At 67.9% G+C, this 26,071-nt stretch carries 23 protein-coding genes; 6 read left to right on the top strand and 17 right to left on the bottom strand.

Annotated elements, in window-relative coordinates; all coding sequences use genetic code 11:
• Positions 1 to 81: 81 nt before the first annotated feature.
• Together ligD and ku are read right to left on the bottom strand one after the other, a co-directional pair.
• A complete protein-coding gene (gene ligD, locus ASC46_RS04755) occupies positions 82 to 2,622 on the bottom strand; it encodes a DNA ligase D (RefSeq protein ID WP_055458155.1) in 2,541 nt (846 codons plus the stop codon).
• Between the two features lie 7 nt (positions 2,623 to 2,629).
• Positions 2,630 to 3,508 (bottom strand): non-homologous end joining protein Ku, encoded by an 879-nt coding sequence (gene ku, locus ASC46_RS04750; protein WP_055458154.1) that lies wholly within the window; start codon positions 3,506 to 3,508, stop codon positions 2,630 to 2,632.
• Positions 3,509 to 4,197: 689 nt separating this feature from the next.
• On the opposite strand from ku, the gene ASC46_RS04735 reads away from it, so the two are divergent.
• Together ASC46_RS04735 and ASC46_RS04730 are read left to right on the top strand one after the other, a co-directional pair.
• Positions 4,198 to 4,377 carry a hypothetical protein gene (locus ASC46_RS04735; RefSeq protein WP_055458151.1) on the top strand — a complete coding sequence of 60 codons (180 nt, stop codon included), beginning with the start codon at positions 4,198 to 4,200 and terminating at the stop codon, positions 4,375 to 4,377.
• A 377-nt stretch (positions 4,378 to 4,754) separates the two neighbouring features.
• Positions 4,755 to 5,342, top strand: a complete 588-nt coding sequence (locus ASC46_RS04730; RefSeq protein ID WP_055458150.1) for a sigma-70 family RNA polymerase sigma factor — start codon at positions 4,755 to 4,757, stop codon at positions 5,340 to 5,342.
• Positions 5,343 to 5,355: 13 nt separating this feature from the next.
• Here the strand turns inward: ASC46_RS04730 and ASC46_RS04725 are convergent, their stop codons facing one another.
• The 6 genes from ASC46_RS04725 to ssb form a co-directional block, all read right to left on the bottom strand.
• On the bottom strand, positions 5,356 to 5,772 hold the full coding sequence (locus ASC46_RS04725) for a hypothetical protein (protein WP_055458149.1): 417 nt from the start codon (positions 5,770 to 5,772) through the stop codon (positions 5,356 to 5,358).
• Positions 5,773 to 5,784: 12 nt separating this feature from the next.
• Positions 5,785 to 6,627, bottom strand: a complete 843-nt coding sequence (locus ASC46_RS04720; protein ID WP_055458148.1) for a TIGR02587 family membrane protein — start codon at positions 6,625 to 6,627, stop codon at positions 5,785 to 5,787.
• 193 nt (positions 6,628 to 6,820) lie between these two features.
• Positions 6,821 to 7,831, bottom strand: a complete 1,011-nt coding sequence (locus tag ASC46_RS04715; protein WP_055458147.1) for a zinc-binding alcohol dehydrogenase family protein — start codon at positions 7,829 to 7,831, stop codon at positions 6,821 to 6,823.
• 76 nt (positions 7,832 to 7,907) lie between these two features.
• A complete protein-coding gene (locus ASC46_RS04710) occupies positions 7,908 to 9,302 on the bottom strand; it encodes a globin-coupled sensor protein (protein ID WP_055458146.1) in 1,395 nt (464 codons plus the stop codon).
• A gap of 163 nt (positions 9,303 to 9,465) precedes the next feature.
• The gene (locus ASC46_RS04705; RefSeq protein WP_055458145.1) at positions 9,466 to 10,593 is read right to left on the bottom strand and encodes a M20 family metallopeptidase; all 1,128 of its coding nucleotides are present in this window, start codon (positions 10,591 to 10,593) and stop codon (positions 9,466 to 9,468) included.
• 85 nt (positions 10,594 to 10,678) lie between these two features.
• Complete coding sequence (ssb, locus tag ASC46_RS04700; RefSeq protein WP_055458144.1) at positions 10,679 to 11,182, bottom strand: single-stranded DNA-binding protein; 504 nt, start codon at positions 11,180 to 11,182, stop codon at positions 10,679 to 10,681.
• A 415-nt stretch (positions 11,183 to 11,597) separates the two neighbouring features.
• Between ssb and uvrA the strand changes: the two genes are divergently transcribed.
• The 3 genes from uvrA to trmFO all read left to right on the top strand — a co-directional run bounded on the left by uvrA (position 11,598) and on the right by trmFO (position 16,447).
• On the top strand, positions 11,598 to 14,522 hold the full coding sequence (gene uvrA / locus ASC46_RS04695) for an excinuclease ABC subunit UvrA (RefSeq protein WP_055458143.1): 2,925 nt from the start codon (positions 11,598 to 11,600) through the stop codon (positions 14,520 to 14,522).
• Positions 14,523 to 14,733: 211 nt separating this feature from the next.
• Positions 14,734 to 14,889: a DUF1127 domain-containing protein gene (locus ASC46_RS20740; RefSeq protein WP_019401899.1), complete on the top strand. Its 156-nt coding sequence runs from the start codon at positions 14,734 to 14,736 to the stop codon at positions 14,887 to 14,889.
• A gap of 142 nt (positions 14,890 to 15,031) precedes the next feature.
• Positions 15,032 to 16,447: a methylenetetrahydrofolate--tRNA-(uracil(54)-C(5))-methyltransferase (FADH(2)-oxidizing) TrmFO gene (gene trmFO, locus ASC46_RS04690; protein WP_055458142.1), complete on the top strand. Its 1,416-nt coding sequence runs from the start codon at positions 15,032 to 15,034 to the stop codon at positions 16,445 to 16,447.
• Positions 16,448 to 16,510: 63 nt separating this feature from the next.
• Here the strand turns inward: trmFO and ASC46_RS04685 are convergent, their stop codons facing one another.
• The 5 genes from ASC46_RS04685 to yajC form a co-directional block, all read right to left on the bottom strand.
• Positions 16,511 to 17,353: a phytoene/squalene synthase family protein gene (locus tag ASC46_RS04685; RefSeq protein ID WP_055458141.1), complete on the bottom strand. Its 843-nt coding sequence runs from the start codon at positions 17,351 to 17,353 to the stop codon at positions 16,511 to 16,513.
• Positions 17,354 to 17,400: 47 nt separating this feature from the next.
• Positions 17,401 to 17,784, bottom strand: a complete 384-nt coding sequence (locus tag ASC46_RS04680; RefSeq protein ID WP_055458140.1) for an Mth938-like domain-containing protein — start codon at positions 17,782 to 17,784, stop codon at positions 17,401 to 17,403.
• Positions 17,785 to 17,799: 15 nt separating this feature from the next.
• Positions 17,800 to 18,750, bottom strand: coding sequence for a protein translocase subunit SecF (secF, locus tag ASC46_RS04675; RefSeq protein WP_055458139.1), 951 nt, complete (start codon positions 18,748 to 18,750; stop codon positions 17,800 to 17,802).
• Between the two features lie 26 nt (positions 18,751 to 18,776).
• Positions 18,777 to 20,387 (bottom strand): protein translocase subunit SecD, encoded by a 1,611-nt coding sequence (gene secD / locus ASC46_RS04670; protein ID WP_055458138.1) that lies wholly within the window; start codon positions 20,385 to 20,387, stop codon positions 18,777 to 18,779.
• Between the two features lie 62 nt (positions 20,388 to 20,449).
• A complete protein-coding gene (yajC, locus tag ASC46_RS04665; RefSeq protein WP_183316164.1) occupies positions 20,450 to 20,740 on the bottom strand; it encodes a preprotein translocase subunit YajC in 291 nt (96 codons plus the stop codon).
• A gap of 266 nt (positions 20,741 to 21,006) precedes the next feature.
• On the opposite strand from yajC, the gene ASC46_RS04660 reads away from it, so the two are divergent.
• Positions 21,007 to 21,912 (top strand): ATP-binding protein, encoded by a 906-nt coding sequence (locus ASC46_RS04660; RefSeq protein WP_055458136.1) that lies wholly within the window; start codon positions 21,007 to 21,009, stop codon positions 21,910 to 21,912.
• Between the two features lie 116 nt (positions 21,913 to 22,028).
• Here ASC46_RS04660 and ASC46_RS04655 read toward each other — a convergent pair whose 3' ends face one another.
• From ASC46_RS04655 to serS, 4 genes are all read right to left on the bottom strand, one after another.
• Positions 22,029 to 23,204 (bottom strand): M23 family metallopeptidase, encoded by a 1,176-nt coding sequence (locus tag ASC46_RS04655; RefSeq protein WP_055458135.1) that lies wholly within the window; start codon positions 23,202 to 23,204, stop codon positions 22,029 to 22,031.
• Positions 23,205 to 23,340: 136 nt separating this feature from the next.
• Positions 23,341 to 24,042, bottom strand: coding sequence for a protein-L-isoaspartate O-methyltransferase family protein (locus tag ASC46_RS04650; protein ID WP_082464698.1), 702 nt, complete (start codon positions 24,040 to 24,042; stop codon positions 23,341 to 23,343).
• The gene (gene surE / locus ASC46_RS04645) at positions 24,023 to 24,784 is read right to left on the bottom strand and encodes a 5'/3'-nucleotidase SurE (RefSeq protein ID WP_055458134.1); all 762 of its coding nucleotides are present in this window, start codon (positions 24,782 to 24,784) and stop codon (positions 24,023 to 24,025) included. The genes ASC46_RS04650 and surE overlap by 20 nt, the downstream gene beginning before the upstream one ends.
• Before the next feature lies 1 nt (position 24,785).
• A complete protein-coding gene (gene serS / locus ASC46_RS04640) occupies positions 24,786 to 26,069 on the bottom strand; it encodes a serine--tRNA ligase (RefSeq protein ID WP_055458133.1) in 1,284 nt (427 codons plus the stop codon).
• Positions 26,070 to 26,071: the final 2 nt, after the last annotated feature.

The following is a 26,071-nucleotide window of genomic DNA, read 5'->3' as shown; positions in this document are numbered from 1 at the left end:
GGGCGCCCGGAGACGCGCGTGTGCCCCCCAACCACTCCCCAAGCGGACTGTCCCCGGCCCGATGACGCGGCCCGGACCTTCTCAGCCCTCCTCGGCACCCACCTTCCCGAGCATGGTCTTCGTGATCGCCTGGCGCCCCTCGGCTTCACCCGCCCAGGGATCCGGCATCGACAGGCGTCTCTCCATGTCGGCAATGGTGAAGGCCTGGGCGGTGTCGATGGTCCGCAACTCGTCCCAGCCCACAGGGGTCGCGACCGGCGCGTTCTTCTTCGCCCGCGTCGAATAGGGCGCGATGGCGGTGGAGCCGCGCTCGTTGCGCAGCCAGTCGACGAAGATGCGGCCGGCGCGCTTGGCCTTCGAGGCCTGGGCGACATAGCGGTCCGGCTCTTCCCCGGCGATGAGCCGGGCGAAGCCGCGGGCGAAGGCCTTGACCATCGGCCAGTCCGCCCGGCGCACGAGGGGGGCGATGACATGGATGCCCTTGCCGCCGGTCAGCAGCGGCACGGTCTGAAGGCCGAGCGTCGCGAGCCGCTCGCGCAGGTCGAAGGCGGCGGCGCGCACGGCGGCGAAGTCGAGCCCCTCGTCGGGATCGAGATCGAAGACCAGCCGGTCCGGCTGGTCGAGGCGATCGATGCGCGAGCCCCAGATGTGATATTCGAGCGTCCCCATCTGCACGCCGGCGACGAGACCCGCGAGGTCGTCGACATAGAGATAGACGCCGCGCTCGCCGTCGCTCTCGGTGATCTCGCGGCGCTTGAGCTCGCGGGCCACGGTCTTGTTGCCGTGCTTCTGGAAGAAGCACTGTGTGCCGGCCCCCTCGGGGCAGCGCACGAGGCTGAGAAGACGTTCCGAGACGAAGGGCAGGATCCGCCCGGCCACGCGCTCGTAATGGGCCGCCAGATCGGCCTTCGTCACGCCCTGCTCGGCGAAGAGCACCTTGTCCGGGTTGGACAGCCTGATGCCGGCGATGACATCCCGCGCTTCGTGCTCCTGCATGGCCGTCCCCCTGGGTGTCTCCAACACCACCTCGCGCGCCGGCTTGTCCTCGCGGATGCCCTTCAGAACGCCGTGGCGGACGGCGCCTTCGCGCGTGAATTCAGTAAAGCCGACTTCGACGACGATGTCCGGCCGCACGAAGCGAGCCCGTCGAGCGATATCGCGCGGCAGCTCGGCGAAGGGCGAGGTCTTGCGGCCGCGGCTGGCGAGGAGCTGCTCCAGCCGCGCCAGATGGTCGCCCTCGAAGGCCCCCACCCGTCCTTTGTAGACGAGCTTGCCTCCCTCGTTGACGCCGATCAGCAGCGAGGCGACGGTGCGGCCCTTCTTGTCGCTCGGCCTATAGCCGCCGATGACGAACTCCTGGCGCGCTCCGCATTTCACCTTCAGCCAGCTGCGCCCGCGGCCGGAGCGGTAGGCGTCCTCCGCCCGCTTGGCGACGATTCCCTCGTGCCCGGCCGCGCACAGCCGCCGGTTCACCTCGGACGCGTTGCCGACGACATGCGTCGAATAGATGAGCGGCGGCCCGGCCTCGCCGAGGAGCTGCTGCAGCAGGTCCTTGCGCTCGGTGAGGGGACGCCCGCGGACGTCCTCGCCGTCGAGCCACAGGAGATCGAAGGCGAAGAACGTCAGTCCTCTCCTGCCCTCCTGCAACGCCGCCTGCAGGGTGGAAAAGTCGGTCTTGCCCTTCTCGTCGAAGGCGACGATCTCGCCATCGATCAGGGTGCCCGACGTGTCGAGACGGCCGGCCGCCTGCGCGACCTCGGGGAAGCGATCGGTCCAGTCCTTGCCGTTGCGGGTATAGACGCGGCAGGTGCCGCCGCCGATGGCGACCAGGGCGCGGTAGCCGTCGTATTTCATCTCCGACAGCCATTGCCCGCCCTCGGGCGCGGCGTCGACCAGCGTAGCGAGCTGCGGCTCCACCCAGCGCGGCAGCGCATGCCCGCCCCGGCCGCCCTTGCGGGCCTTTTTCTCCGCAGCCTTCGCCGCCGGCCGCCGGGCGCGTCGCTCCGGCGCCACATCCTCGGGGGCGATCGTGCGCCCCTCAGCGGCGATTTCCTCCATCGTGTGCCCGGAGGCGACGCTGCGGGTATGGCGCGTCAGAATGTCCGGCGGGCGGCGCCGGCCGGAGGTTTCCTCCTGATGCTTGATCAGCAGCCAGTTCTCGCGCTTGTCGCCCGGCTTCGGCGCCATGCGCACGAGGGCCCATTCGCCCGACAGCCGCTCGCCGTGAAGGCGAAAGGTCAGCTTGCCGCGGCGCAGGCCCTCGTCAGGGTCGCCGACAGGCTCCCAGGTGCCGCGGTCCCACAGCATGACCGTGCCGCCGCCGTACTGGCCCTTGGGAATGATGCCCTCGAAGTCGCCATAGGCGAGCGGATGGTCCTCGGTCCGCACCGCGAGCCGCTTGTCGGCAGGGTCGAGGCTCGGGCCGCGCGTCACCGCCCAGCTCTTCAGAACACCCTGCCATTCGAGGCGGAAATCGTAGTGGAGGCGCGTCGCGGCATGTTTCTGCACGACGAAGAGCAGCCCCTCGCCGGTGCGGGCCTCGGCCGTGACGTCGGGTTCGGCTGTCCTGGTGAAATCCCGCCGCTCCCGGTATTCCCTGAGCAGATGCCGCACCTCGGCCATGGGCCCCTCACGCCGACTTCTTGCGCCGCGAGGCCGGGGCCGCCTTCCCGGCCGGCTTCTTCTGCGCCGGCCGCTTCTTCGGCGACGACGGCTGCGTGCCGGATTTCTCGAGGCTCTCCTTGAGGGCCGACATCAGGTCGACGACATTGCCGCCGCGCGGCCGGGCCTCCTCCTCGGCCCTCACGCGCTTCGGCTTGCGCCCCTTGACCTTCTCGTCGATCAGGGTCCGGATGGCCTCGGCATAGCGGTCCTCGAAGGCGCTCGCGTCGAAGGGGCCGCTCTTGCGGTCAATCAACTGCTTGGCGACCTCGAGCAGGTCCTTCTCGGCGGCCTTGCGCGAGATCGAGGAGAAGAAGGCGTCGGTCTTGCGAATCTCTTCCTCGTAGTGGAGCGTCTCCGCCAAAAGGCCGCTGCCGCACGGCCGCACGGCGACGAGATATTCCCGGCCGCGCATGGCGAGCTGGCCGAGCCCCGCCTTGCGCGTCTCCGCGAGCGCGTCACGCACCACCCGGAAGGCGTCTTCCGCCAGTTCGTCGGTGGGGGCGAGGAAATACGGACGGTCGAAGTAGAGCGGAGGGATCTCGCAGACATCAACGAAATGCACGAGCTCGAGCGTCTTCTTCGTCTCGAGCCTGATGGCGTCGATCTCATCCGGATCGATCAGCACATATTCGTCGTCCTCGACCTCGTAGCCCTTCCAGACATCGTCGTTCTTCACCGGTCCGACGCCGGGCACGACTTTCTGGTACTGCACGCGCTTGCCCGAGGGCTTGTGTATCTGGCGGAAGGAGATGCGCGCCGACGTGTTCGTCGCCGAATACATCTCCACCGGAATGGAGACGAGCGACAAACGCAGCTGGCCCTTCCAGACCGGGCGCTCGGCCATGGCCTGCTCCTCGGCTGATCCCTGCTAAATGGTCCTTTCCCTCAACGGCTTCGCGGCGCGGATGTTCCTTCTCCCGCCCCTTCGGCGCCGGCTACGAGACGGGCGAGACGCTACGGGCGCAGCGATCGCCGGCCGGCGGCCAGTCGACACGGATGACCGGCGCAGCCACGGCTCGCTCGGGACGGATACAGGCGACTGCCTCATAGCCTGCGCCCGTCCCGCAACCGAGGCTGGAACAGGCCGCCGCGTCGACGGTTAGGGCCGCGAGCTTCTCCGCGCCGACACGCGCCGCCGCCACGATCGTGAAGGAAGCGAAGCATGCCAATGCATCATACCTTCGTCTGCCTGTCCCGGAGATCCGCCCCCGCGAGATGGGCCCATCCCCGCCCGGGCTCGGCCTCCGCACCCCAGTCGCCCACTCCGATTCCCCGCCCACTGCCCATCCGCCTGTGGAGGAGCCGAAGCCCCATAGCCTGCTGGGCGGCGGGCTTGGTCGCAATTCCGACGAAACGGACGGTCCGGCCCTCTGGCACCGGGCGATCCGCCGATCCAGAACCCGCGGCGCGCCTTCTCCTGATACCAGCCGACAGATCGGAACACCTTGAAATCTCTGTCAAATGGTGATGTTTCGCTTGCAATCGCGACGGCAAGGGGCGAGGCTCATGTGATTAACAATTGTTAGGGCCGTCATGGGCGAGAATATCGGCAAGCACATGAAGGAACCGACTGCCTCGGCGACGTGCGCGAGAGACATCCGGTTGCTGCTCGACGAAATCGAGCGCGAACCGGTGCCCGAGCGACTGCTCGTGCTTGCCCTCGAGCTCCAGGAGGCGCTGACGAGGCAGCGGCGCGAGAAGGACCAGGGTTGACGAGATTACGGCGGTGTCGACTGCCGTCAGGGCGGCCAAGACAGCGGCCGTTCGGTCGCGTCGTGCCGTTGACCGCGCCTTGAAGAGATAACGCCGCTCCAGCGGGTCGGTGATGACGAAGCTGGCGCTGCGCAACACGGCTTCGACCGCAGCCGGTTCGTCATGAACCAGTTCCCCGGATCGATCGTATAGCGCGGCGACGACCGGCTCGCCTTGCCCCGCCGGCCCAACCCGCCCCCAGCCCGAGACCAGCGCCTCGGCGGCATCGATTTTTCCCCGAGATCGCGGAACTATCGGACGGGGCGAACATTGTCCCAAGAGGACGGGCCGGAGGGGCGGCTCGGATGCCAGCACACGATTCTGCGGAGGCAATCGCCATGCAGCCTGACCGAAGGCTCGAGAAAGGACACGCCTCGCACCAACAATCTAGCTCCGAGATCGTCGCGCTCATTCCTGCCCTGCGTGCCTTCGCGCGCACGTTCTGCCGCAACACCAGCGATGCTGACGACCTCGTACAGGAGACTTTGACCAAGGCTCTCGCCAAGATCGAGCAGTTCGAAGCCGGCACCAGCCTGAAATCGTGGCTGTTCACCATCATGCGCAACACGTTCTACACGCAGGCGAAGCTTGCCCGACGGGAGGCCCCGGGGGTGAGCGACTGCGCGTCGACGCGCCTGCGCGTCGACGCGACGCAGGAATGGTCGACCCGCGGGCGCGAGCTTTATGAAGCCATCCAGCGCCTGCCGCCCCAGCACCGCGAGATCATCGTGCTCGTGGGCGTTCTCGGCATGAGCTACGAAGAAGCGGGCGAGATCTGCGGCTGTGCCCTCGGCACGGTGAAGAGCCGACTCAGCCGTGCGCGGCTGCGGCTGCTGGAAGAGCTCGACGAGCAGTCGGCCTCGAGCTGCATCGAGCGGACCGAGACTTTTCCGACAGCGTCCCTGCCCAAATCCGTTCCACGGTGACCGGCACCCCATCTCACGGCTCGACATAGCTGGTCACGGACAAGTCCACCGTCACGCCGCTGCGCGGATCCCGTTCGAAGACGAAGGCGCCGCGCCGCTGCGACCGCTGCGGCAGGTAGTCGAAGCGCAGCTCCCTCGCCTCGTCCGGACCCACGTCCTGGTGCAGCACCGCGCGCAGCCTCACGTCCGATGCGGTGACGTCTCCCTCGTTAGTTACCACCACCTGCATCTGATAGACGTTGCCGATCTGCTCGACGTTCTCCACCATGATCGCGAAGCGCGGCGGCTGCCCGTCCACCCAGGCGCCGAGACCGAAGAGATAGCCCAGCAGCACGACGACAAAGAAGAAAGCGACGCCGCCGACGACCCATTCGAGCGCCTTCTCGTAGCTCGCGGTAGCGCCGGCCTTGCCCTTTCCGTTCGTCCGCATCAGCCTGCCCTCCTAAAGGATGAGCCGGGCAGCCGCGGCGCCGGCGGAAGAGGGAAAGCCGAGCACGATCGTCGCGGTGATGACCTGTTCGAGCGAGGTGTCGTCGGTGCGGCCGAAGGTCCACAGGATGTACAGGCTGACCAACATGGCGAGCATGTAGCCTGGCAGCGTGAAACGGACAAAGGCGCTCCACCAGGGCGTCTGCGGTGTGAGCTCGGTGCCGCCCCTGAAGCCCACGGCGAAGATGAAGCCATGCATGACGAACAGCGAGAGCAGGACAAGCGCCACCGCGTGCCAGGGCGTCATCCGGTAGGAAATGACGATCATCTCCTCCGTCGGGGCCACGTTGAAGCCCAGGAACAGGGCACCCACCGCCATGAGGAACATCTCGCCCCAGTAACTCTCTTGCCGGTCTTCCTCCCCCCGCCTCTCGGAGCCGAACTGGCTGCGCGCTAGGAGCGCCCCGATGCTCGCGGGCGCCACCTGGATGGCGATCTTGCCGGCGATCTCATGAACGGACATGCCCGGGCCGATGGCGCCGAACACAACGAGGGCGACGGCGCTCGTCACCATGCCGATGCCGAGCGCAAAGAGGGCATCGGCCACATCCTCGCGCCAGGCGCGGGTCGTCTCGAAGCCGATCCGCCGCGACAGGAGGATGAGCAGCGGCAGGCAGACGACCAGCAGGAGAGCGAGGCGCAGCCGGTCCATGGCAAAGCCGAGCCACCACATCTCCATCGTCATGAGCATTGGCAGGGAGAAGATCAACGCGCCGCCGAGCGCGCGGCCCGTGTCGCGCAGCGCCTTGCTGCGAGCGGGTGCACTCGTTGCACGGTCGAGGCCGACTGTTCCCATCGGTGCATCACCTCGGGCGAGGCCGGCCCGGCCGGATCCGAACCTGCTCGCAGCGATACAACGCGCTGGTGCGCCTTTGGTTCGGATCGCCCGTGAAGCGGCCTTTGCCCAGGCCCTCTGCGGCCTGCACGGCGCCATCTCGACGCGGATGACGACCGCGGCCGGCCACGAGGCCGCGGCCTTACGGGGCGCGTCAGATCTCGATGAGTCCCTTGATGACACCGGCCTCCGGCTTCGACCAGGCGCGCACCAGCTGCGGCGCCTCGTCGAGGCTGCCCCGGTGGCTTGCGAGGGCGCGGGTCGGCACCTTGCCGGCGCGCATGGTCGCAAGCACCGTCTCGAAATCCTCCCGCGTCGCGTTGCGGCTGCCGAGCAGCGTCGTCTCGCGCTTGTGGAACGCGGGATCGTTGAAGGTGATGTCGGCATTGACGATGGAGAGCAGCACATAGCTGCCTCCGTGTCCGACGAGGGAAAAGCCCTTCATCATCGCCGCGGGGCTGCCGGTCGCGTCGAAGACGACGTCGAAGAACTCGCCGTCCGTCGCGGCATCGAGACGCTCGTCGAGATCCGCCGACACCTCGTAGACGCTGTCGACGCCGATCTCGTCGGCACAGAAGGCGAGCCGCCGGGCATTCATGTCGATCACCGACACGTCCGCGCCGCGCGCCTTGGCAAAGATCGCCGCCGCGATGCCGATGGGGCCGGCGCCGACCACGGCCACGCGGCTCTGCGCACCGGCGCCGGAGCGGCGCACCCCATGGGCGCCGATGGCGAGGAACTCGACCATCGCCGCCTCGTCGAGCCCGAGTCCGCCGGCGGGGACGACATTGCGCACCGGCACGGCGATGTGGTCGCAGGCGCCGCCGTCGCGGTGCACGCCGAGCACCTCGAGCCGCTGGCAACAGTTGGTGCGCCCCAGGCGGCAGGCCCGGCACGCGCCGCAATAAAGATAGGGTTCGATGGAGACGATCTCGCCGGCCCGGAGCGCGCTGCCCTCCGGCGCCGTCACGATCTCGCCGGAGAGCTCGTGGCCGATCACGCGCGGATAGCTGAAATAGGGCTGGTTGCCGTGAAAGATATGATAGTCGGTGCCGCAGATGCCCGCCCGGCGGATGCGCACCAGCGCCTCGCCTTCGCCGGCAACCGGCTCGTCCCGCTCGATGATGCTGAGCTTTCCCGGCTCGTCACAACGCAACGCTCTCATCGACGCCTCCTCCCTCTCCGCTGTCGATAACGCAGCATGGCGCCGCGGTCGAGGCCCCGTTGGTGCGCATGATCGCTCAGGCGGCCCGCAGCTGCGACAGAAGACGGGCAGCCTCTCCCCTGAAGCCGTCCGCACGGGCGAGAAGCGCGCGCGAGGCCTCGGCAACCTCCTGCGCCAGACGCCCGGCCGTATTGGCATCGGCCACCAGTTGCGATAGCTCGTCTTTCGCCCGGTGCACGCCTTCGCTGGCGCGGCCCGTGTGTGTGCCGATGGCAGCCGCGCCGACGCTCTGTTGCTCGACGGCAGAAAAGATTGAGGCGGAGGCCGTATTGACCCCCTCGATGCAGGCGCTCACCGCCCCGATATCGTCCACGGCGCGACCGACGACGGCCTGGATATCGCGGATGTGGCCAGCGATATCGTCCGTCGCACGCGCCGTCTGTTGGGCGAGTTGCTTGACCTCGGCCGCCACGACGGCGAAGCCACGCCCCGCTTCGCCCGCCCGCGCTGCCTCGATGGTGGCGTTGAGGGCGAGCAGGTTGGTCTGCTTGGCGACCGCCTCGATGACGCCGAGGATCTCGCCGATGCGCCGCGCGGCCTCCGACAGGGCGCCGACCGTCTCGCTCGTGCGCCCGGCCTGCCCGCTCGCCTCGCTGGCCGATTGGGCGGCTTCGCCCGCGCGCCGTGTCACCTCCGCGATCGCCTGCCGCAGGATATCGGCCGCCTCGTTGACCGCGGAAGCACCCGCGCCGGCGTCCTCGACCACCGCCGCCACCTGATGGGAGCGCTGGCTCGTCTGCCCGGCTGCGGCAACGAGCCTCTCGGCCGCAGCCGCCACGTCGCTTGAGGCGAGTGACACAGCTTCGGCCAGACCTGAAGCCATAGTTTCAAATTCCGCTGCAAGTGTCTCGCGCTGCGTCATTTCCGCGCTCTTCCGGCGCGCTTCCATGGCAGCCATGCACTGGTCGAGATCGAACATCGCGGCCTTGATCAGCGCGTCGAGCGCCAGGTCGAGATTGGCGCCGAGACTATTGTGGCCCCAGATATGCCGGGAGCGCAGGATCGCCCGGGTAACAGAGCGGGTCAGGGCGCTCGTGGTACGGGCATAGCCGGCAAGACAGAGGCGCGGACACAGGCCGAGGCTGGCATACATCTCCGCCACCGCTCCAACCGACTGGCGATAGCCGTCGTCGAAGCGGGCATCGCAGACGCGCAACCAGTGCGCGATGAGGACGGTGCGGATGTTGCGGCGCACGTCCTTGCGCGTGAAGAGCTCACCCGCCACGCCGCTGGTGCCGAGATGATCGACGAGCGCGTCGAGAATCGCCGGCAGTTCCTCCGCCACCACGGGCTTCAGTTGCCGCAGCCGCTCCCGGTCCTTGCGGTCGAAACCGACGAAGGCAAGTTCGTCCTCCAGCCGTTGGCGGGCCGCCTGCCCGGCCGTGCGCTTCGATGCCCGTTCCACGTCCATGCTCAGACGTCTCGTCCCAAGCTTTGCCGGTGAGCCGACCCGCCTCCGGCAAGCACGCCACAAGAACCCGCCGGCCGGACGCCGACGGGAGTGAAGCCGCATCGGAGACGAAATTGCGGGGCGAGGCTTGCCCGGAGCCTGCCGGGCAGGCGCAACGGTGCCTTCAGGCGAGCGTTTCGAGCAGGCGCTGCATCAACTGCCCGCGCGGTGCGAGCGAGGAAATGAGGCCGTATTCGTGGAGCGTATGCGCCCCCTCGCCGTCGATGCCGAGGCCGTCAAGGGTCGGCACGCCGAGCGCCGCCGTGAAATTGCCGTCGCTGCCGCCGCCGGTCATGGGCGAATCGGCGAGCTCGAAACCGATGTCGGCGGCGAGATGCTGCGCATGGGCGAGCAGCCGGCCGATCTCGTCGGTCTTCACATAGGCCGGGCGGTTCATGCCGCCCGTGATCGTCAGCTTCACATCCGGATCGTAGGGCTTGAGGGCGAGGATCTTCTCGCTCGCCGATACACCGTCGGCATCCTCGATCACCCTGAGGTCGACGGAGAAATAGGTGAAGTGCGGGATGACGTTGGCCGCCGTGCCGCCGGAGACGAGGCCGACCGTGGTGGTGATGCCGCGCCCGTAGTCGGTCATCGCCTCGATGTCGAGGATCTGCCGCGCCGCCTCGCGGATGGCGCTGCGGCCGAGCTGGTGGCTCGTGCCGGAATGGGCCGGCCGCCCCTCGATGCGCACGTCGAAGCGCCCCACCCCCTTGCGGGCGGTAACGATCTTGCCGCCGTCGCGCGCCGGCTCCGTCACCAGCGCATAGGAGGCCCGGCGGGCCTGATCCTCGATGATCTCGCGCGTCGTGGGGCTGCCTATTTCTTCGTCGGGCGTGAACAGGAAGGTGATCGGCAGCAGTGCCGATCCCGCCGCGGCCACACGCTTGAAGGCCTCAAGGGCGAGATAGGCGCCGCCCTTCATGTCATAGATGCCCGGCCCGTAGAGCTTGTCCTCGTCGCGCCGCAGCGGCAGCGGCCCGTCGATGGTCCCCATGGGATGCACGGTGTCGACATGAGACATGATGAGGATGCCCTTGGCATCCGTGCGCGGGCCAGCGCGCATGACGAGTGTGTCGCCGAGCCCCTGCTTGCCGGGCAGCCGCTCCACCGCGATCGGCAGCCCCTGCGCCTCCGCGGCTACGATGTCGATCATGCGGTTGACGGCCGCCGCATCGCGGGTCGGACTTTCCTCCAGCACCCAGCGCGACAGGCCCGCTACCATCGCATCCGTATCGTACTCGCTCGCCATCGCCGCCCGGTCCTTCGTCTCTCACGCACTTCGGGCGACGTCGGCGGATGCCTGCGTCGCCCGAGCATCGGTGAAACCCTTGCTATCAGAAGGGGATATCGTCGTCGAGATCGCCAGAGTAGCCGCCTGTGCTGCCCGAGGCGGCCGGCTTGCGCTCCATCGGCGAGGCGCGGCCGAAATCCGAGCCGCGCGAGCCGCCGAAGCCGCCGCCGTCTTCACCCATCTCGCCGCCGCCGCCGCGGCTGTCGAGAATGGTCAGTTCGCCGCGGAACGGGCGCAGCACAACCTCGGTGAAATAGCGTTCCCCGCCCGAGGCATCGGTCGCCTTGCGGGTTTCGAGCTGACCTTCGATATAGACCTTCGAGCCCTTCTTGAGATACTGCTCGGCCACGCGCAGCAGGTTCTCGTTGAAGATGACGACCGTGTGCCATTCGGTTTTCTCGCGCCGCTCGCCGCTCGTCTTGTCCCGCCACGTCTCTGAGGTCGCGATGCGCAGGTTGCAGACGCGGTTGCCGTTCTGGAACGTGCGCACTTCCGGGTCGCGTCCCAGATTGCCGATGAGGATCACCTTGTTGACGCTGCCCGCCATACCTCCACCTCCGCTCGTTTCGACACCGACCTTAAACCAGAGCCGCCCCGGCGCCTGATAGCGGCGGGCGGACGGGATGACGGCTTGTCCACAGTTGCATGTCTCATCGTTCTTGCTATGTTCTTATCGCTCCGACTCGCAATGTGCAAGCCGCCCTTTGCAACGGCGTGCCGAGCAACGCGGGCAGGAATGCCGGCCGCGCCTGCCGGCGGCGACCCGGTTCCAGTGGGCAATCGCCGTGAGGCGCATTATATCGGGTTCGCTTGCGGGCCCGATTGCCGTTTCGGAAGGGATGCGGCCGTGCATGCCCTGCAGGACGGCGTTTCCTGGGTTCTCAGGAACCCGCATGTGGTGCGGTGACTGCTCTTCTTCTGCAGCGTCGAGTCTTCGGCGCGGCTCAGCCGGTTTGTGATCCATGGCTCCCATCGACGATCTCTTCGACCATGCCGCCGAGGCGGCCGCCACCCGCACCATCACCATCCGTGGTGCGCGCGAGCACAATCTCAAGAACGTCGACCTCACCATCCCGCGCGACAAGCTCGTCGTCTTCACGGGCCTGTCCGGCTCCGGCAAGTCGTCGCTCGCCTTCGACACCATCTATGCCGAAGGCCAGCGCCGCTATGTCGAGTCGCTCTCCGCCTACGCCCGTCAGTTCCTGGAGATGATGCAGAAGCCGGACGTCGACCAGATCGACGGGCTCTCCCCCGCCATCTCCATCGAGCAGAAGACCACCTCGAAGAACCCTCGCTCCACCGTCGGCACGGTCACGGAGATCTACGACTACATGCGCCTCCTGTGGGCGCGCGCGGGCGTACCCTATTCGCCGGCCACCGGCCTGCCGATCGAGAGCCAGACGGTCAGCCAGATGGTCGACCGCGTGCTCGCCCTGCCGGAGAAGAGCCGTCTCTATCTCCTCGCCCCCGTGGTGCGGGGTCGCAAGGGCGAGTACCGCAAGGAGCTCGCCGATTTCATGAAGCGCGGCTTCCAGCGCGTGAAGATCGACGGTCAGTTCTACGAGATCGCCGAGGCCCCAGCGCTCGACAAGAAGCTCAAGCACGACATCGACGTGGTGGTCGACCGCCTCGTCGTGCGGCCCGACATCGCCGCGCGCCTGTCGGAATCGCTTGAGACGGCGCTCGAGCTCGCCGACGGCATCGCCGTGATGGAATTCGCGGACGAGAAGGACGACAAGGGCGAGGCGCGGCGCCTCGTCTTCTCCTCGCGTTTCGCCTGCCCTGTCTCGGGCTTCACCATCCCCGAGATCGAGCCGCGCCTTTTCTCCTTCAACAATCCCTTCGGCGCCTGCCCGGTCTGCGGTGGCCTCGGCCACGAGATGCAGATCGACCCCGACCTCGTGGTGCCGGACGGGCGGCTGACCCTGCGCGGCGGCGCCATCGCACCCTGGGCGAAGTCCACCTCGCCCTATTACGGCCAGACGCTCGAGGCGCTGGGGAGGCACTTCGACTTCCCGGTCTCGAAGCCGTGGGACGAGTTGCCCGAGAAGGCGCGCGACATCATCCTCTACGGCACCGGCGACGAGGCCGTGCGCTTCGCCTATGACGACGGCCTGCGCTCCTACGAGGTGAAGAAGCCCTTCGAGGGCGTCGTCAACAACCTGCAGCGCCGCTGGAAGGAGACCGAGAGCGACTGGGCCCGCGAGGAGATCGGCCGGTTCATGTCGGAGACGCCCTGCGGCGCCTGCGGCGGCCACCGCCTCAAGCCCGAGGCGCTGGCGGTGAAGATCGACGGCCGGCACATCGGCGAGGTGGCGCAGATGTCGGTCGCCGAGGCCAGGAGGTGGTTCGAGACGCTGCCCGACCGGCTAAGCGACAAGCAGAACGAGATCGCCGGGCGCATCCTCAAGGAGATCCGCGAGCGCCTCACCTTCCTGCTCGACGTCGGGCTCGACTATCTCACCCTCTCGCGCGGCTCGGGCTCGCTGTCGGGCGGCGAGAGCCAGCGCATCCGCCTCGCCTCGCAGATCGGCTCCGGCCTCACGGGCGTGCTCTACGTGCTGGACGAGCCCTCCATCGGCCTGCACCAGCGCGACAACGAGCGCCTGCTCGGCACGCTGCGCCGCCTGCGCGACCTCGGCAATTCGGTCATCGTCGTGGAGCACGACGAGGACGCGATCCTGACGGCGGATCATGTCGTCGACGTCGGCCCCGGCGCCGGCATCCATGGCGGCGAGATCGTCGCCCAGGGCAAGCCCGAGGACATCATCACCGATCCGAATTCGCTGACCGGGCAATATCTGAGCGGGCGTCTCTCGGTGCCCGTGCCGCCGAAGCGGCGCAAGCCGCAGAAGAGCCGCATGCTCAAGCTCGCCGGCGCCCGCGGCAACAACCTCAAGAACGTCACGGCCAACGTGCCGCTCGGCCTCTTCACCTGCGTCACGGGCGTGTCCGGCGGCGGCAAGTCGACCCTCGTCATCGACACGCTCTACAAGGCGGTGGCGCGGCGCCTCAACGGCGCCATCGAGCATCCCGCCCCCTTCGATGCGATCGAGGGGCTGGAGCATCTCGACAAGGTCATCGACATCGACCAGTCGCCGATCGGCCGCACGCCGCGCTCCAACCCGGCGACCTATACCGGCGCCTTCACGCCGATCCGCGAATGGTTCGCAGGCCTGCCGGAGGCGAAGGCCCGCGGCTACCAGCCGGGGCGCTTCTCCTTCAACGTCAAGGGCGGCCGCTGCGAAGCGTGCCAGGGCGACGGTGTCATCAAGATCGAGATGCACTTCCTGCCCGACGTCTACGTGACCTGCGACGTCTGCAAGGGCAAGCGCTACGACCGCGAGACGCTGGAGGTGAAGTACCGCGAGAAGTCCATCGCCGACGTGCTCGACATGACGGTCGAGGAGGCGAAGGAGCTGTTCAAGGCGGTGCCCGCCATCCGTGACAAGATGGAGACGCTGGCACGCGTCGGGCTCGACTACGTGAAGGTCGGCCAGCAGGCGACGACCCTGTCGGGCGGCGAGGCCCAGCGCGTCAAGCTGTCGAAGGAATTGTCGAAACGCGCCACGGGCCGCACGCTCTACATCCTCGACGAGCCGACGACGGGCCTGCATTTCCACGACGTCGCCAAGCTGCTCGAGGTGCTGCACGAGCTCGTCGACCAGGGCAACACCGTCGTCGTCATCGAACACAATCTCGAGGTCATCAAGACCGCCGACTGGGTGATCGACATGGGCCCGGAGGGTGGCGACGGCGGTGGCACCATCGTGGCCGAGGGCCCGCCGGAGGCGATCTGCAAGGTTGCGGCGAGCCATACCGGCCGCTTCCTCGCCGAGGTGCTGGAGCGCCGGCCTCTTCGCAGCCGCAAACAAGCTGCCGAATAGGCTCGAATCGGCCAGTTGCCCACGCAGAGGGCATAACGGTGCCTGAATCTTGACAGGTTTGCCGCACCGTTATGCAGGCGGCGCGGGTCTGTCATACGAACTTGCCTCTCCTCAATGTGCGTTGCCGCACTTATATGCTGCATCGCAACAACTAGTGTGTGTCCAGTTCGGCGCAACAAGCAGTTCGCGACCGCAAGAATAGGAGAGCCCCATGTTCGTTTCTTACATCCTCGCCAAGATCAAGGCGTACATTCGCTACCGCGAGACCGTCCGTGAGCTGTCGCGTCTGACCGACCGCGAGCTTAACGACCTCGGCATCTCGCGCTGGGACATTCCCTTCGTCGCGAAGAAGCACGCTGCCGTCTGAGGATGAGCACCGCGGCGGCTTCGCCAGCTGCGCCCATCCACCGGACCGTCTGTTCGGAACGCCCGCCACGAGCGGGCGTTCGTGTTTTCGAGGCCTCGGCGCGCGCCTTGACGCGGGCCCGGCCTGCGGACACATAGGCGGCATGACCACGATCACACCCATTCACGTCATCGGCGGCGGCCTCGCCGGTTCGGAGGCCGCTTGGCAGATCGCCTCGCGCGGCGTGCCCGTCGTCCTGCACGAGATGCGCCCCGTACGCATGACGCCGGCGCACAAGACCGACGGCCTCGCCGAACTCGTCTGCTCCAACTCCTTCCGCTCCGACGATGCCGAGAGCAATGCCGTGGGTCTCCTGCACCAGGAGATGCGGACGCTCGGCTCCCTCATCATGGCCAAGGGCGATGCGCACCAGGTCCCGGCTGGCGGCGCGCTCGCCGTTGATCGCGACGGCTTCTCACGGGCTGTGAGCGAGGCTCTTGCCGGGCATCCGCTTGTCACCCTCGCCCGCGAGGAGATCGCCGGCCTGCCTCCGGCCGATTGGGACAGCGTCATCGTCGCGACCGGCCCCCTCACCTCGCCGGCGCTCGCCGAGGCCGTGCGCGCCCTCACCGGCGAGGGCGAACTCGCCTTCTTCGACGCGATCGCGCCGATCGTCTACCGCGACAGCATCGACATGTCGGTCGCCTGGGCGCAGTCGCGCTACGACAAGGCCGGCCCCGGCGGCACCGGCGCCGACTATCTTAACTGCCCCATGACACGCGAGGAATACGAGGCCTTCGTCGATGCGCTGCTGGCCGGCGAGAAGACCGATTTTCGCGAGTGGGAGAAGGACACGCCCTATTTCGACGGCTGCCTGCCCGTCGAGGTGATGGCCGAGCGCGGCCGCGAGACGTTGCGCTACGGGCCCATGAAGCCGGTCGGCCTCACCAACCCGCACAAACCGGACGAGCGCCCCTATGCGGTGGTGCAGCTGCGGCAGGACAATGCGCTCGGCACCCTGTTCAACATGGTCGGTTTCCAGACGAAGCTGAAATATGCCGAACAGACACGCATCTTTCGCATGATTCCGGGCCTCGAGAACGCGGAATTCGCCCGCCTCGGCGGCCTGCACCGCAACACCTTCATCAATTCGCCTCGGCTGCTCGACGGCACATTGCGCCTCAAGGCGGAGCCGCGCCTGCGCTTCGCCGGCCAGATCACCGGCTGCGAGGGCTATGTCGAAAGCGCCGCCATCGGCCTTCTCGCCGGCCGCTTCGCCGCCGCCGAGCGGCTCGGCGAGGCACTCAACCCGCCGCCGGCGACCACGGCGCTGGGCGCCCTCGTCAACCACATCACCGGTGGCCACATCGCCACCATCGACGGCGGCCCGCAGTCCTACCAGCCGATGAACATCAACTTCGGCCTCTTCCCGCCGCTCGATACCGCGCCGAAGGGCACGGACGGACGGCGCCTGCGCGGCAAAGACAAGGCGGTCGCCAAGAAGAAGGCGCTGACCGACCGCGCGCGGACGGACCTTGCCGCCTGGCTTGACGGGCGAGACCGTCAGGCCGCCGAATAGGATCCTTTGTGGAGTTTGGGCCGGATTCGTCGATCAGGTCGACCAGTCTGGTCGGATCCGGCTCTAGCCGAGCCGCCGCGCCAGGCGCCACAGCGCCCACTGGCGGCGCCATTGCGGCACCTCGACAAGGTCGCGGAAGGGATCGTAGGGCCGCTCCATCCGCGCGAGATACGGCGCGACCACGGCCAGCGGCAGGAAGGCGGGGCGCACGGCACCCGGCACCTCGGCGATGAAGGCGAGCGCCTTCCGCCAGTGGTCCTCGGCGAGCGCCCGCATCTCGGCGAGAACCGGCATGAGCCGCGCCGCCTCGTCACGCGCCAGAGCCTCCATGCGGGAAAGGCCGTGACGGGCAAGGACATCCGCCGGCAGATAAAGCTGGCCGCGCGCCGCATGCCAGGGGAAGGCGCGCAGCAGCATGGTGATGCCGTAGGCGACGCCGGCATGGCCCGCCGCATCGGCCGGCCCGGCCTCGCCGCCATCGGCGAGGATGAGCGATGCGAGGCGGAACAGCGCCGATGCGGTTTCGCCGCAATAGCCCTCGAGGTCGCCGAGGCTTGGCATGGGGTCTTCGTAGAGGTCGAAGCTGCGCGCGTCGATGAGTGCAACGAGCGCTTCGACGGGCAGCCGGAAGCGGGCCACGGTTTCCCGCAGCGCCGCGGCGACCGGATGGCCCTCGGCATCGCCCCGCGCCTGTCCCGCGAGCTCGTCCCGCCACCATTGCAGGCGCACCTCGCCGGGCATCGGGTCGCTCACCACCTCCCGCACGCGGGCAATCTCGAGATTGAAGGCGTAAAGGGCGTGGAGATAGGGCCGCTTCCCGGCCGGCGCGAACAAGCTGGCGAAGAACCGGTCCGGATCGTGACCGCGGACCTCCTCGGCGCAATGCGCGAAGGCGACGTTCGGCATGGCGGCGTCATTCACGGCTGGGCCCTTTCTGGCTGCAGCGCGGTGGCTCAGGCGACGGCGACGAGCGCCGCAGCGACCTTGCGCCCTTCGGCCACCAGCACGTTGTAGGTGCGTGCCGCCGCACCGGTCGGCATCACCTCGACAGCGATGCGCAGCTCGCGCAGGTGCCAGCGCACGGCCTCGCTGAGGGGCACGAGCTCGACGCCCGTGCCGACGATGAGCAGCTCGATGTCATCCGCTTCTGCACGCACGGCCAGGAAGTCGGCCGGGGCGAGCCCCTGACCCGATGTCGCCTCCCATGCCTTGACGCCGGAAGGCAGCGCCAGGACCGAGCCCTTGTGCGACATGTCCGCAAAACGGAAGCCGCCGTTGCCATAGGCATCGATCTGGTGCCGGCCGGGTACGAAGCCCTCGTATCGCCGCTCGGCCATCGTGCTCAATTCCCGTCAGGGCGCCGCCTGCGGCGCGGAGGCCTGCGTCTTCTCGCCGGCCTCCCCCTCGCCACCGACCTTCGCCCCCAGATAGATGAGCACCGGGGCGGCAATGAAGATCGATGAATAGGTGCCCATCACGACTCCGAAGATCATCGCGAGCGAGAAGCTCTCGATGACCGCCCCGCCGAAGACGGCAAGCGCCAGGAGGGCGAGGAAGGTCGTCGTCGCCGTCATGATCGTGCGCGAGAGCGTCGAATTGATGGCGATGTCGATGATGTCTGGCAGCGACAGGCGTTTGTATTTGCGCAGCATCTCGCGGATGCGATCGTAGACCACCACCGTGTCGTTTAGCGAATAGCCGACGATGGTCAGGATGGCCGCGATCGAGGTCATGTTGAACTCGAGCTGCGTGATCGAAAAGAAGCCGATGGTCAGGACGAGATCGTGCAGCGTGGCGATGACCGCGCCGACGGCGAACTGCCACTCGAAACGGAACCACAAATAGATGAGAACGCCAAGGACCGCCACCACGACACCGAGCGTGCCGGACTGAACGAGTTCGCCCGAGACGCGCGGCCCGACCACTTCGACCCGACGGAATTCATAGTCGGCCTCGAAGGCGCCGCGCACGGCGCTGACCAAGGATTGCTGCGCCTGCTCGCTGTCGCCCTGCAGGCCGAAGCGCATCAGCACTTCGTCGGGGCCGCCGAAGGTCTGCACCTCGACGTCGCCGAAGCCCAGCCCGCCCGCCGTCTGGCGGATGGAGCCGGGGTCAGCCACGCCGTTCCGCGCCTGCATCTCAATGAGCGTGCCGCCGCGGAAGTCGATGCCGAAATTCATGCCCACGGCAAAGAAGAGCACGATCGTCAGGACCGACAGCACCGCCGACAGCGGAAAGCTGATCCGGCGATACTGCATGAAGCCGAACTTGGTGTCGTCCGGTATATAGCGCAGGAGACGCATGGTTTTCGTTCACTCGGTCCAGCAGATCAAAGCGGAATGGTGGTCGGGCGCAGGGTGCGGAACCACAACGCCACCATCAGCCGCGTCAGGGTGAAGGCCGTGAAGACCGTCGTCACGATGCCGACAGAGAGGGTGACGGCGAAGCCGCGCACCGGCCCGGAGCCGAGCAGGAACAAGACGACCGCCGCAATCAGCGTCGTGATGTTGGAATCGACGATGGTGGACAGGGCTCGGCTGAAGCCCGCATCGAGCGCCGAGATGACCGAGCGCCCCATCCGGCGCTCTTCGCGGATGCGTTCGTAGATGAGCACGTTCGCGTCGACCGCCATGCCAACCGTCAGCACGATGCCGGCGATGCCCGGCAGCGTCAGCGTGGCTCCCAACGCCGACAGAAGCCCCAGGATCATGATGACGTTGATGAGCACCGCGATATTGGCCATCACGCCGAACAGGCCGTAGCAGGCAATCATGTAGATGGCGACGAGGATCGTGCCGACGATGGCCGCGAGCCTGCCGGCCTCAATCGAATCCTGGCCGAGCCCCGGCCCCACCGTACGCTCTTCGACAATGGTCAGCTTCGCCGGCAGCGCGCCGGCGCGCAGAAGGATGGCGAGGTTGTTCGCCTGCTCCACCGTGAAGTTGCCCGAGATCTGGCCCGAACCACCGGTGATCGGCTGCAGGATGCGCGGCGCGGAGATGATCTCGTTGTCGAGCACGATGGCGAGCGGGCGGCCGACGTTCTCGCTCGTCGCCTGGCCGAAGCGCTGGGCGCCGCGCACATTGAAACGGAAATTGACGATGGGCTCGCCGGTGCGCTGGTCGAAGGCCGGCTGCGCATCGGTGAGGTCCTCGCCCTCGACGATGACGCGGCGCTCGACCGGCATCATCTGGCCGCCGCTGTCGCGCGACGGCATCATCTCGACCTCCGATGGGCTCGCCCCACCTTCGGCCATGAAGCGGAACTGCAACTTGGCCGTGCGGCCGAGGATTTCCTTCAGCCGCTGCGGATCCTGCAGGCCCGGCACCTGCACCAGGATGCGGTCCGCGCCCTGGCGCTGGATATTCGGCTCGGTCGTACCGAGGGCGTCGACGCGCCGGCGTAGCACCTCGATGGCCTGATCAACGGCGCGCCGCACGCGCTCGTCGACGCCGGCCTGGCTCAGCGTGAGCTGGATGGAATCGCCGTTCGTCGTGATGTCGATATTGCGCTCGCCCGTCTGGCCGATGATCGCGTTGCTGATCGGCTGCGACAGCTCCCGCAGCCGCGGCATCACCTTCTCGACGTCCGCCGCGTCTGCGAGGCGCAGCTGCACGCCGCGCGGCATCGCCACGATGCCGCCCTGCGGCGCAACCCGCGTCTCCCGCAGGACGCGCCGCACGTCGTCGCGCAGCGTCGCCACCTGCGAGCGCACGAGGTCGTTCGAATCGACTTCGAGCAGCACGTGCGAGCCGCCCTGCAGATCGAGACCGAGCACGATGGCCTGCGTCGGCACAAGCCACGACGGCACCCAGCCCGGAACGGCCTGGCGGATCGCGGTGCGGGTATCGGGCGCCATCAGGTTCGGCACTGCCAGAAGGCAGACGAAAGCCGTGACGGCGAGCATGATGACGACCTTGGTGGTCGAAAAGCGCAGCATGGGACAGCCTTGACGCAGGGCAAGGCGCGGCAACGGCTGGCCGTCGCCGCGCGCGGTATCGATCAGCTCTTCGTTGCCTCGGCCTTGACCGGCTCGGACTTGGAGCGAACCTCAGAGATCATGCCACGGACGAGCCGCGCCTTGACGCCCTCGGCGATCTCCACCTCGATCTCGCCGTCGTCGACCACCTTGGTCACCTTGGCGACGAGGCCGCCCGAGGTGACGATGGTGTCGCCGCGCCGCACATTCTTGATCATCTCCTGGTGGGCCTTCACCCGCCGCTGCTGCGGCCGGATGATGAGGAACCACATGATGACGAAGATCAGAATGAACGGAACGAGCTGAATGAGCATGTCGCCCCCGCCGGCGGATCCGGCGGACTGAGCGAAGGCTGGCGTGATCACTGACTGACCTCCGGCGAAAAACCGCATCGCTGGCATGCATGCGGCGCAAAGGGTTATTAGAGCGCGCGGACTATAACGATGAGCCCGCCGAAAGCAAACCGCCCGCACGTCGGTGCGCACGGCTCGTCGCAGGACCGCTCCGGTGCGAATATCGCCACCGTCCTCGCGCCGGGCACGCGCGACGACAAGTCCAACGAGGAAAGACAGGCCGAGGAATGCCCCCACAACCGCCCGCCCCAACAAGCGCCGACAGGGACGCGCTCCTGTCGACGCTGACGCGCATCGCCGACGCCCTCGAGCGGATCGCTCCGCGCGCAGCGACGGCCCCCGACCTCAATGCGGCCGACGCCTTCGTCTGGCATCCTTCCCCGGCCCGGCTCGATCCCGTGCCGAAGGTCAACCGGGTGGACCTCGTTCTCCTGCGCGGCATCGACCGCATGCGTGACGTCCTGGCGGAGAATACCGAGCGCTTCGCCCGCGGCCTGCCGGCCAACAACGCGCTGCTCTGGGGGGCGCGCGGCATGGGCAAGTCCTCGCTCGTCAAGGCCATCCACGCCGAAACCAACGAGCGGCTCGCGCGGCGGGAGGGCGAGCGGTCGCTGAAGCTCGTCGAGATCCACCGCGAGGACATCGAGAGTCTGCCGGCCCTGATGAGCTTGCTCAAGGCGGACCCGCACCGTTTCATCGTCTTCTGCGACGATCTGTCCTTCGACAGCGACGACACGTCCTACAAGTCCCTGAAGGCCGTCCTCGAGGGCGGCATCGAGGGGCGCCCGCAGAACGTCATCTTCTACGCCACCTCCAACCGCCGCCACCTCCTGCCGCGCGACATGATGGAGAACGAGCGTTCGACCGCCATCAACCCCGGCGAAGCCGTGGAGGAGAAGGTGTCGCTGTCCGACCGCTTCGGCCTATGGCTCGGCTTCCACAAGTGCAGCCAGGACGAATACCTCGACATGATCAACGGCTATGCCGCGCATTTCGGCCTCGCTTACGACCGCGAGCGCCTGCGCGCCGAAGCGCTCGAATGGGCGACGACGCGCGGCGCCCGGTCCGGCCGCACGGCTTGGCAGTTCGTCCAGGATCTTGCGGGCCGTCTCGGCATCAGGCTCGAGGCCTGAACCAAAGAAAACGGGCCCGATGCGCACCGGGCCCGCCTCCTGTGATCGGCGCGGGGTCTCACGCGCACCGATCATTTGCCTCGATCATCATCGCCGCATCCGGCGCCGCGTCCGCCTCACAATCCCGCGAGATGCGGCATCGGATCGACGGGGCTCGACCCGCGCCGCAGTTCGAAGTGCAGCTGGGGCGAGGAGACATTGCCCGTCTGCCCGGACTTGGCGATGGTCTGGCCGCGCCGCACGCTCTCCCCGCGCTTGACGAGAAGCTCGCTGTTGTGAGCGTAGGCACTCACCCAGCCGTTGTCGTGGCGAATAAGGATGAGATTGCCGTATCCCTTGAGTTCGCTGCCGGCGTAGGCCACCGTGCCGCTCTCGGCGGCCTTGACGGGCGTGCCCTCGGGCAGTGCGATATTGATGCCCTCGTTGCCGCCCTTGCCGCCGAAGCCGGCAATGACGCGGCCGCGCGCCGGCCAGCGGAATTCGAGCCCGCCGGCAACCTCGGCTGGATTGAGGCTCGCCGTGCGGGTCGGCTCCGACGCCTTTTCTTCCGGCTTGGCCGCCTCGGCCGGGAGCGGTGACGGCACCGTCTTGATCTCCTGCGACTTCGGCTCGGCCTTCGGTTCGAGCTTTGCGACCTGCACAGGCTTCTCGGCCAACGGCTCGGCCGCCTTGACAGACGCTGCGGGGCGAGCCGCCCGCGGCGGAGCCGGAACCGCCACCGGCGCGGCGACGGGCACGGAATTGGCGGCGGAGGCGACCCTCACCGGCTGCGGGGCAGCGGCGACGGATGACGCTCCGGGATTGTAAACGGGGATGATGATCTGGCGCCCCGGGGTGATCTGCGATGCGCTGGTCAGGCCGTTGGCAGCCAGGATGGCGGCCGTCGGCACGCCATAGCGGCCGGAGATGCTCGCGAGCGTATCGCCGGTGCCGACATAGATGGCGCTGCCGCCCTGTGCGGTCCAGCCATTGGCGCTGCCCGTGACGGCCTGGGGCGCGCCGGTCGCCCGCACCGGCTGGGACGGCGGCACATAAGCCGCCGGCTGCACAGGCTGCGTCGGCCGGTAGGTGGAGGCCATGCCGGGAGAGGAAAGCGGCTGGCTGGCGACGGGGGCAGGCGGCGAGGCCTGCACGCTGCCGGTCACGCCGGGGTCCTTGAAGGGGTTCGAGAACGGATCTTCCGTAAAGCGCATCACGTCCGAGCTGCAGCCGGCCACAACGCCCGCAACCAGGCTGACAGCAGCGAGGCGCACCAGGAGCCATGACTGCTCGTTGACAACGCTCTGACCCATTGAACCACCCACGAGAACGCAACGCATCTGGGGTGATTAAAAGGGATTCAGGTTAAGCAACCGTTTCGATGTCGGCCGCGGCAGCGCCATCGTCGGTCATCCTAAAGCCGCCGGAACAGCTCTGGGGACGCGCCCGTCACAACGCCCGTGCCAGCCCGCGCGCCAGCGGCGGCATGCGCGCCGGCTGCAGCGACGTCTCGACCAGTTCCCCGTCGGCTCCGCGCTCGATCATGACGATGCGCGAGACCCCCTCTACGATCCGCGCCGTCACGAGGCGTCCACCCGGCGGCAGGGTCGACGTGAGCGTGGCCGGTGCAGCCGGCACAAGGCCATTGAGGATGATACGGTCGAAGGTACCTCCGAGATTGCCGATGCCGAGGCCGTCGCCGGGCATGATGCGCACGTGCGACAGGCCGAGCGAAGCGATGCGCTCGGCCGCCGCAAGCGCCAGCGTGCGGAACCGCTCGATCGAAATGACCTCGCGCCCGAGATGGCCGAGCACGGCCGATAGATAGCCCGAGCCGGTGCCGATCTCGAGCACGCGGTGATGCCGCTGAACGGCGAGCGCCTTCAGCATGGCGGCGATGATGCCGGGCGCCGTCATCGTCTGGCCGCACGGCAGCGGCAGCGACACGTCGGCCCGCGCGAGATCGGCGAAGCGCCGTGGCGCGAACATGTCGCGCGGCACGACCTCCATCGCTCTCAGCACCGCCGTGTCGCGGATGCCCTTCGCCCTGAGGCTCAACAGGAAGGCGACCGTCTCCTCCGCGCCGGTCACCGGCCCGGCGTCGGCATCGGCTTCGTCGAGGGCGTCGGGATTACCCGAAAAGTCGCGCATAGCGCGTCATGGTCGGCTCGTGCGTCAGGTCGAGCTCGAGCGGGGTGATGGAGATGCGGTTTTCGGCGATGGCGCGCAGGTCCGTGCCGGCGCCCGCCTCTCTCTTATCGCGGGCGAAGACAAGCCAGTAATAGGGATTGCCGCGCCCGTCCCGGCGCTCCTCTATGTTGAGAAGGGCCTGGTCGCGCCGTCCCTGTACCGTGACGGCCGTGCCCCTCACCTCCTGCGGCTCGCAGGCGGGGAAGTTGACGTTGACGAGGATGCCCGGCTCGATGCCTGCCTCGATCAGCCGGCGGATGATGCCGGGAGCATGCGCCCGGGCGCAGTCCCAGGGAATGGCCGCGCGCCCGTAGGAGCCGTAGGCCTGCGACAGCGCGATCGACGGCACGCCGAGCAGCGTGCCCTCCATCGCCCCGGCGATGGTGCCGGAATAGGTCACGTCCTCGGCCACGTTCTGGCCGCGGTTGACGCCGGACAGGATCAGATCCGGCGGATTGTCCTTCATCACGTGGCGCAGGCCCATGATGACGCAATCCGTCGGCGTGCCGCGCACGGCATAGTGGCGCTCGTTGACCATGCGCAGGCGCAGCGGGTCGTTGAGCGACAGCGAATGCGAGACGCCGCTCTGGTCCGTCTCCGGCGCGAAGATCCACAGGTCGTCGGAGAGGGCGCGGGCAATCTCCTCCAGCACCTTGAGGCCGGGAGCGTGAATGCCGTCGTCGTTCGTCAAAAGGATGCGCATGTCAGCCCGTCTTCTCGATTCGCGTGATCCCGCCCATGTAGCCCGCAAGGGCGGGAGGGACGGTGATGGAGCCGTCCTCGTTCTGCCATGTCTCCATGACGGCGATGAGCGCGCGCCCGACAGCCGTGCCCGAACCGTTGAGCGTGTGGACGAAGCGCGGCTCCTTCACGTCCCTCGGCCGGTAGCGGGCGCGCATGCGCCGGGCCTGGAAATCGCCGCAGACCGAGCAGGACGAAATCTCGCGATAGGCGCCCTGCCCCGGCAGCCACACCTCGATGTCGTAGGTCTTCTGCGAGGCGAAGCCCATGTCGCCGGTGCATAGCGTCACGACGCGGTAGTGCAGGTCGAGCTTCTTCAGCACGGCCTCGGCCGCGGCGAGCATGCGCTCGTGCTCCTCGGCGGAGGCCTCCGGCGTCGTGATCGAGACGAGCTCAACCTTCTCAAATTGATGCTGACGCAGCATGCCGCGCGTGTCGCGCCCGGCCGATCCGGCCTCCGAGCGGAAGCAAGGCGTCAGCGCCGTAAAGCGCTGGGGCAACTCCTCCTCGGAAAGAATTGATTCGCGCACGAGATTCGTCAGCGGCACCTCGGCCGTCGAAATCAGCCAACGATCGTCCGTGGTGCGGAAAAGATCCTCCTCGAACTTAGGCAGTTGACCGACGCCATAGACCGCCTCGTCCCGCACCAGGAGCGGCGGGCTGACCTCGGTGTAGCCGTGCTCTGTTGTGTGCAAGTCGATCATGAACTGGCCGAGGGCGCGCTCAAGCCGGGCGAGTTGCCCCTTGAGCACCACGAAGCGCGCGCCCGAGAGCTTGGCCGCAGCCTCGAAATCCATCTGGCCGAGCGCCTCCCCGAGGTCGAAATGCTCTTTCGGCTGAAAGCCATAGGTGCGCTTGTCGCCATGGCGGTGGCGCTCGACATTGGCGCTCTCGTCCGGCCCGTCCGGGACATCCGCCTTGGGCAGGTTGGGGATGGCGGCGAGCGCGGCATCGAGCTCGGCGATAGCGGCGCGCTCGGCCGTCTCGCCGGCCTGCATCGCATCCTTGAGCGCGGCGACCTCCGCCATCAGCGCTTCGGCCCGCGCCTCGTCCTTCGCCTTCTTCGCCTCGCCGATCTCGCGCGAAAGGGCGTTGCGCCGCTCCTGCGCGGCCTGCAGCCCGGTGATGACGGACCGGCGCTTTTCGTCGAGCGCGATCAGGGCCTCGGCCTGGGCCGGGAGGCCGCGGCGGGCAAGGCCGGCGTCGAAGGCTTGCGGGTTCTCGCGAATGAAACGGATATCGTGCATGG

Origin of the sequence: Chelatococcus sambhunathii (assembly GCF_001418005.1) — a bacterium.
Taxonomy (GTDB): domain Bacteria; phylum Pseudomonadota; class Alphaproteobacteria; order Rhizobiales; family Beijerinckiaceae; genus Chelatococcus_A; species Chelatococcus_A sambhunathii.
The sequence above is the reverse complement of the archived record's forward strand: the minus strand, read 5'-3'. Positions and strand labels throughout refer to the sequence as shown.

What these genes read in the sequence shown, in the direction of transcription:
- yajC (WP_183316164.1), bottom strand. Translation starts at nt 20,740, where the DNA reads ATGCTCATTCAGCTCGTTCCGTTCATTCTGATCTTCGTCATCATGTGG.
- secD (WP_055458138.1), bottom strand. Translation starts at nt 20,387, where the DNA reads ATGCTGCGCTTTTCGACCACCAAGGTCGTCATCATGCTCGCCGTCACG.
- ligD (WP_055458155.1), bottom strand. Translation starts at nt 2,622, where the DNA reads ATGGCCGAGGTGCGGCATCTGCTCAGGGAATACCGGGAGCGGCGGGAT.
- ku (WP_055458154.1), bottom strand. Translation starts at nt 3,508, where the DNA reads ATGGCCGAGCGCCCGGTCTGGAAGGGCCAGCTGCGTTTGTCGCTCGTC.
- ASC46_RS04655 (WP_055458135.1), bottom strand. Translation starts at nt 23,204, where the DNA reads ATGGGTCAGAGCGTTGTCAACGAGCAGTCATGGCTCCTGGTGCGCCTC.
- serS (WP_055458133.1), bottom strand. Translation starts at nt 26,069, where the DNA reads ATGCACGATATCCGTTTCATTCGCGAGAACCCGCAAGCCTTCGACGCC.
- ASC46_RS04725 (WP_055458149.1), bottom strand. Translation starts at nt 5,772, where the DNA reads ATGCGGACGAACGGAAAGGGCAAGGCCGGCGCTACCGCGAGCTACGAG.
- trmFO (WP_055458142.1), top strand. Translation starts at nt 15,032, where the DNA reads ATGACCACGATCACACCCATTCACGTCATCGGCGGCGGCCTCGCCGGT.
- ASC46_RS20740 (WP_019401899.1), top strand. Translation starts at nt 14,734, where the DNA reads ATGTTCGTTTCTTACATCCTCGCCAAGATCAAGGCGTACATTCGCTAC.
- ASC46_RS04660 (WP_055458136.1), top strand. Translation starts at nt 21,007, where the DNA reads ATGCCCCCACAACCGCCCGCCCCAACAAGCGCCGACAGGGACGCGCTC.
- ssb (WP_055458144.1), bottom strand. Translation starts at nt 11,182, where the DNA reads ATGGCGGGCAGCGTCAACAAGGTGATCCTCATCGGCAATCTGGGACGC.
- ASC46_RS04650 (WP_082464698.1), bottom strand. Translation starts at nt 24,042, where the DNA reads ATGCGCGACTTTTCGGGTAATCCCGACGCCCTCGACGAAGCCGATGCC.
- ASC46_RS04720 (WP_055458148.1), bottom strand. Translation starts at nt 6,627, where the DNA reads ATGGGAACAGTCGGCCTCGACCGTGCAACGAGTGCACCCGCTCGCAGC.
- surE (WP_055458134.1), bottom strand. Translation starts at nt 24,784, where the DNA reads ATGCGCATCCTTTTGACGAACGACGACGGCATTCACGCTCCCGGCCTC.
- uvrA (WP_055458143.1), top strand. Translation starts at nt 11,598, where the DNA reads ATGGCTCCCATCGACGATCTCTTCGACCATGCCGCCGAGGCGGCCGCC.
- ASC46_RS04730 (WP_055458150.1), top strand. Translation starts at nt 4,755, where the DNA reads ATGCAGCCTGACCGAAGGCTCGAGAAAGGACACGCCTCGCACCAACAA.
- ASC46_RS04685 (WP_055458141.1), bottom strand. Translation starts at nt 17,353, where the DNA reads ATGCCGAACGTCGCCTTCGCGCATTGCGCCGAGGAGGTCCGCGGTCAC.
- ASC46_RS04705 (WP_055458145.1), bottom strand. Translation starts at nt 10,593, where the DNA reads ATGGCGAGCGAGTACGATACGGATGCGATGGTAGCGGGCCTGTCGCGC.
- ASC46_RS04680 (WP_055458140.1), bottom strand. Translation starts at nt 17,784, where the DNA reads ATGGCCGAGCGGCGATACGAGGGCTTCGTACCCGGCCGGCACCAGATC.
- ASC46_RS04735 (WP_055458151.1), top strand. Translation starts at nt 4,198, where the DNA reads ATGGGCGAGAATATCGGCAAGCACATGAAGGAACCGACTGCCTCGGCG.
- ASC46_RS04710 (WP_055458146.1), bottom strand. Translation starts at nt 9,302, where the DNA reads ATGGACGTGGAACGGGCATCGAAGCGCACGGCCGGGCAGGCGGCCCGC.
- ASC46_RS04715 (WP_055458147.1), bottom strand. Translation starts at nt 7,831, where the DNA reads ATGAGAGCGTTGCGTTGTGACGAGCCGGGAAAGCTCAGCATCATCGAG.
- secF (WP_055458139.1), bottom strand. Translation starts at nt 18,750, where the DNA reads ATGCGTCTCCTGCGCTATATACCGGACGACACCAAGTTCGGCTTCATG.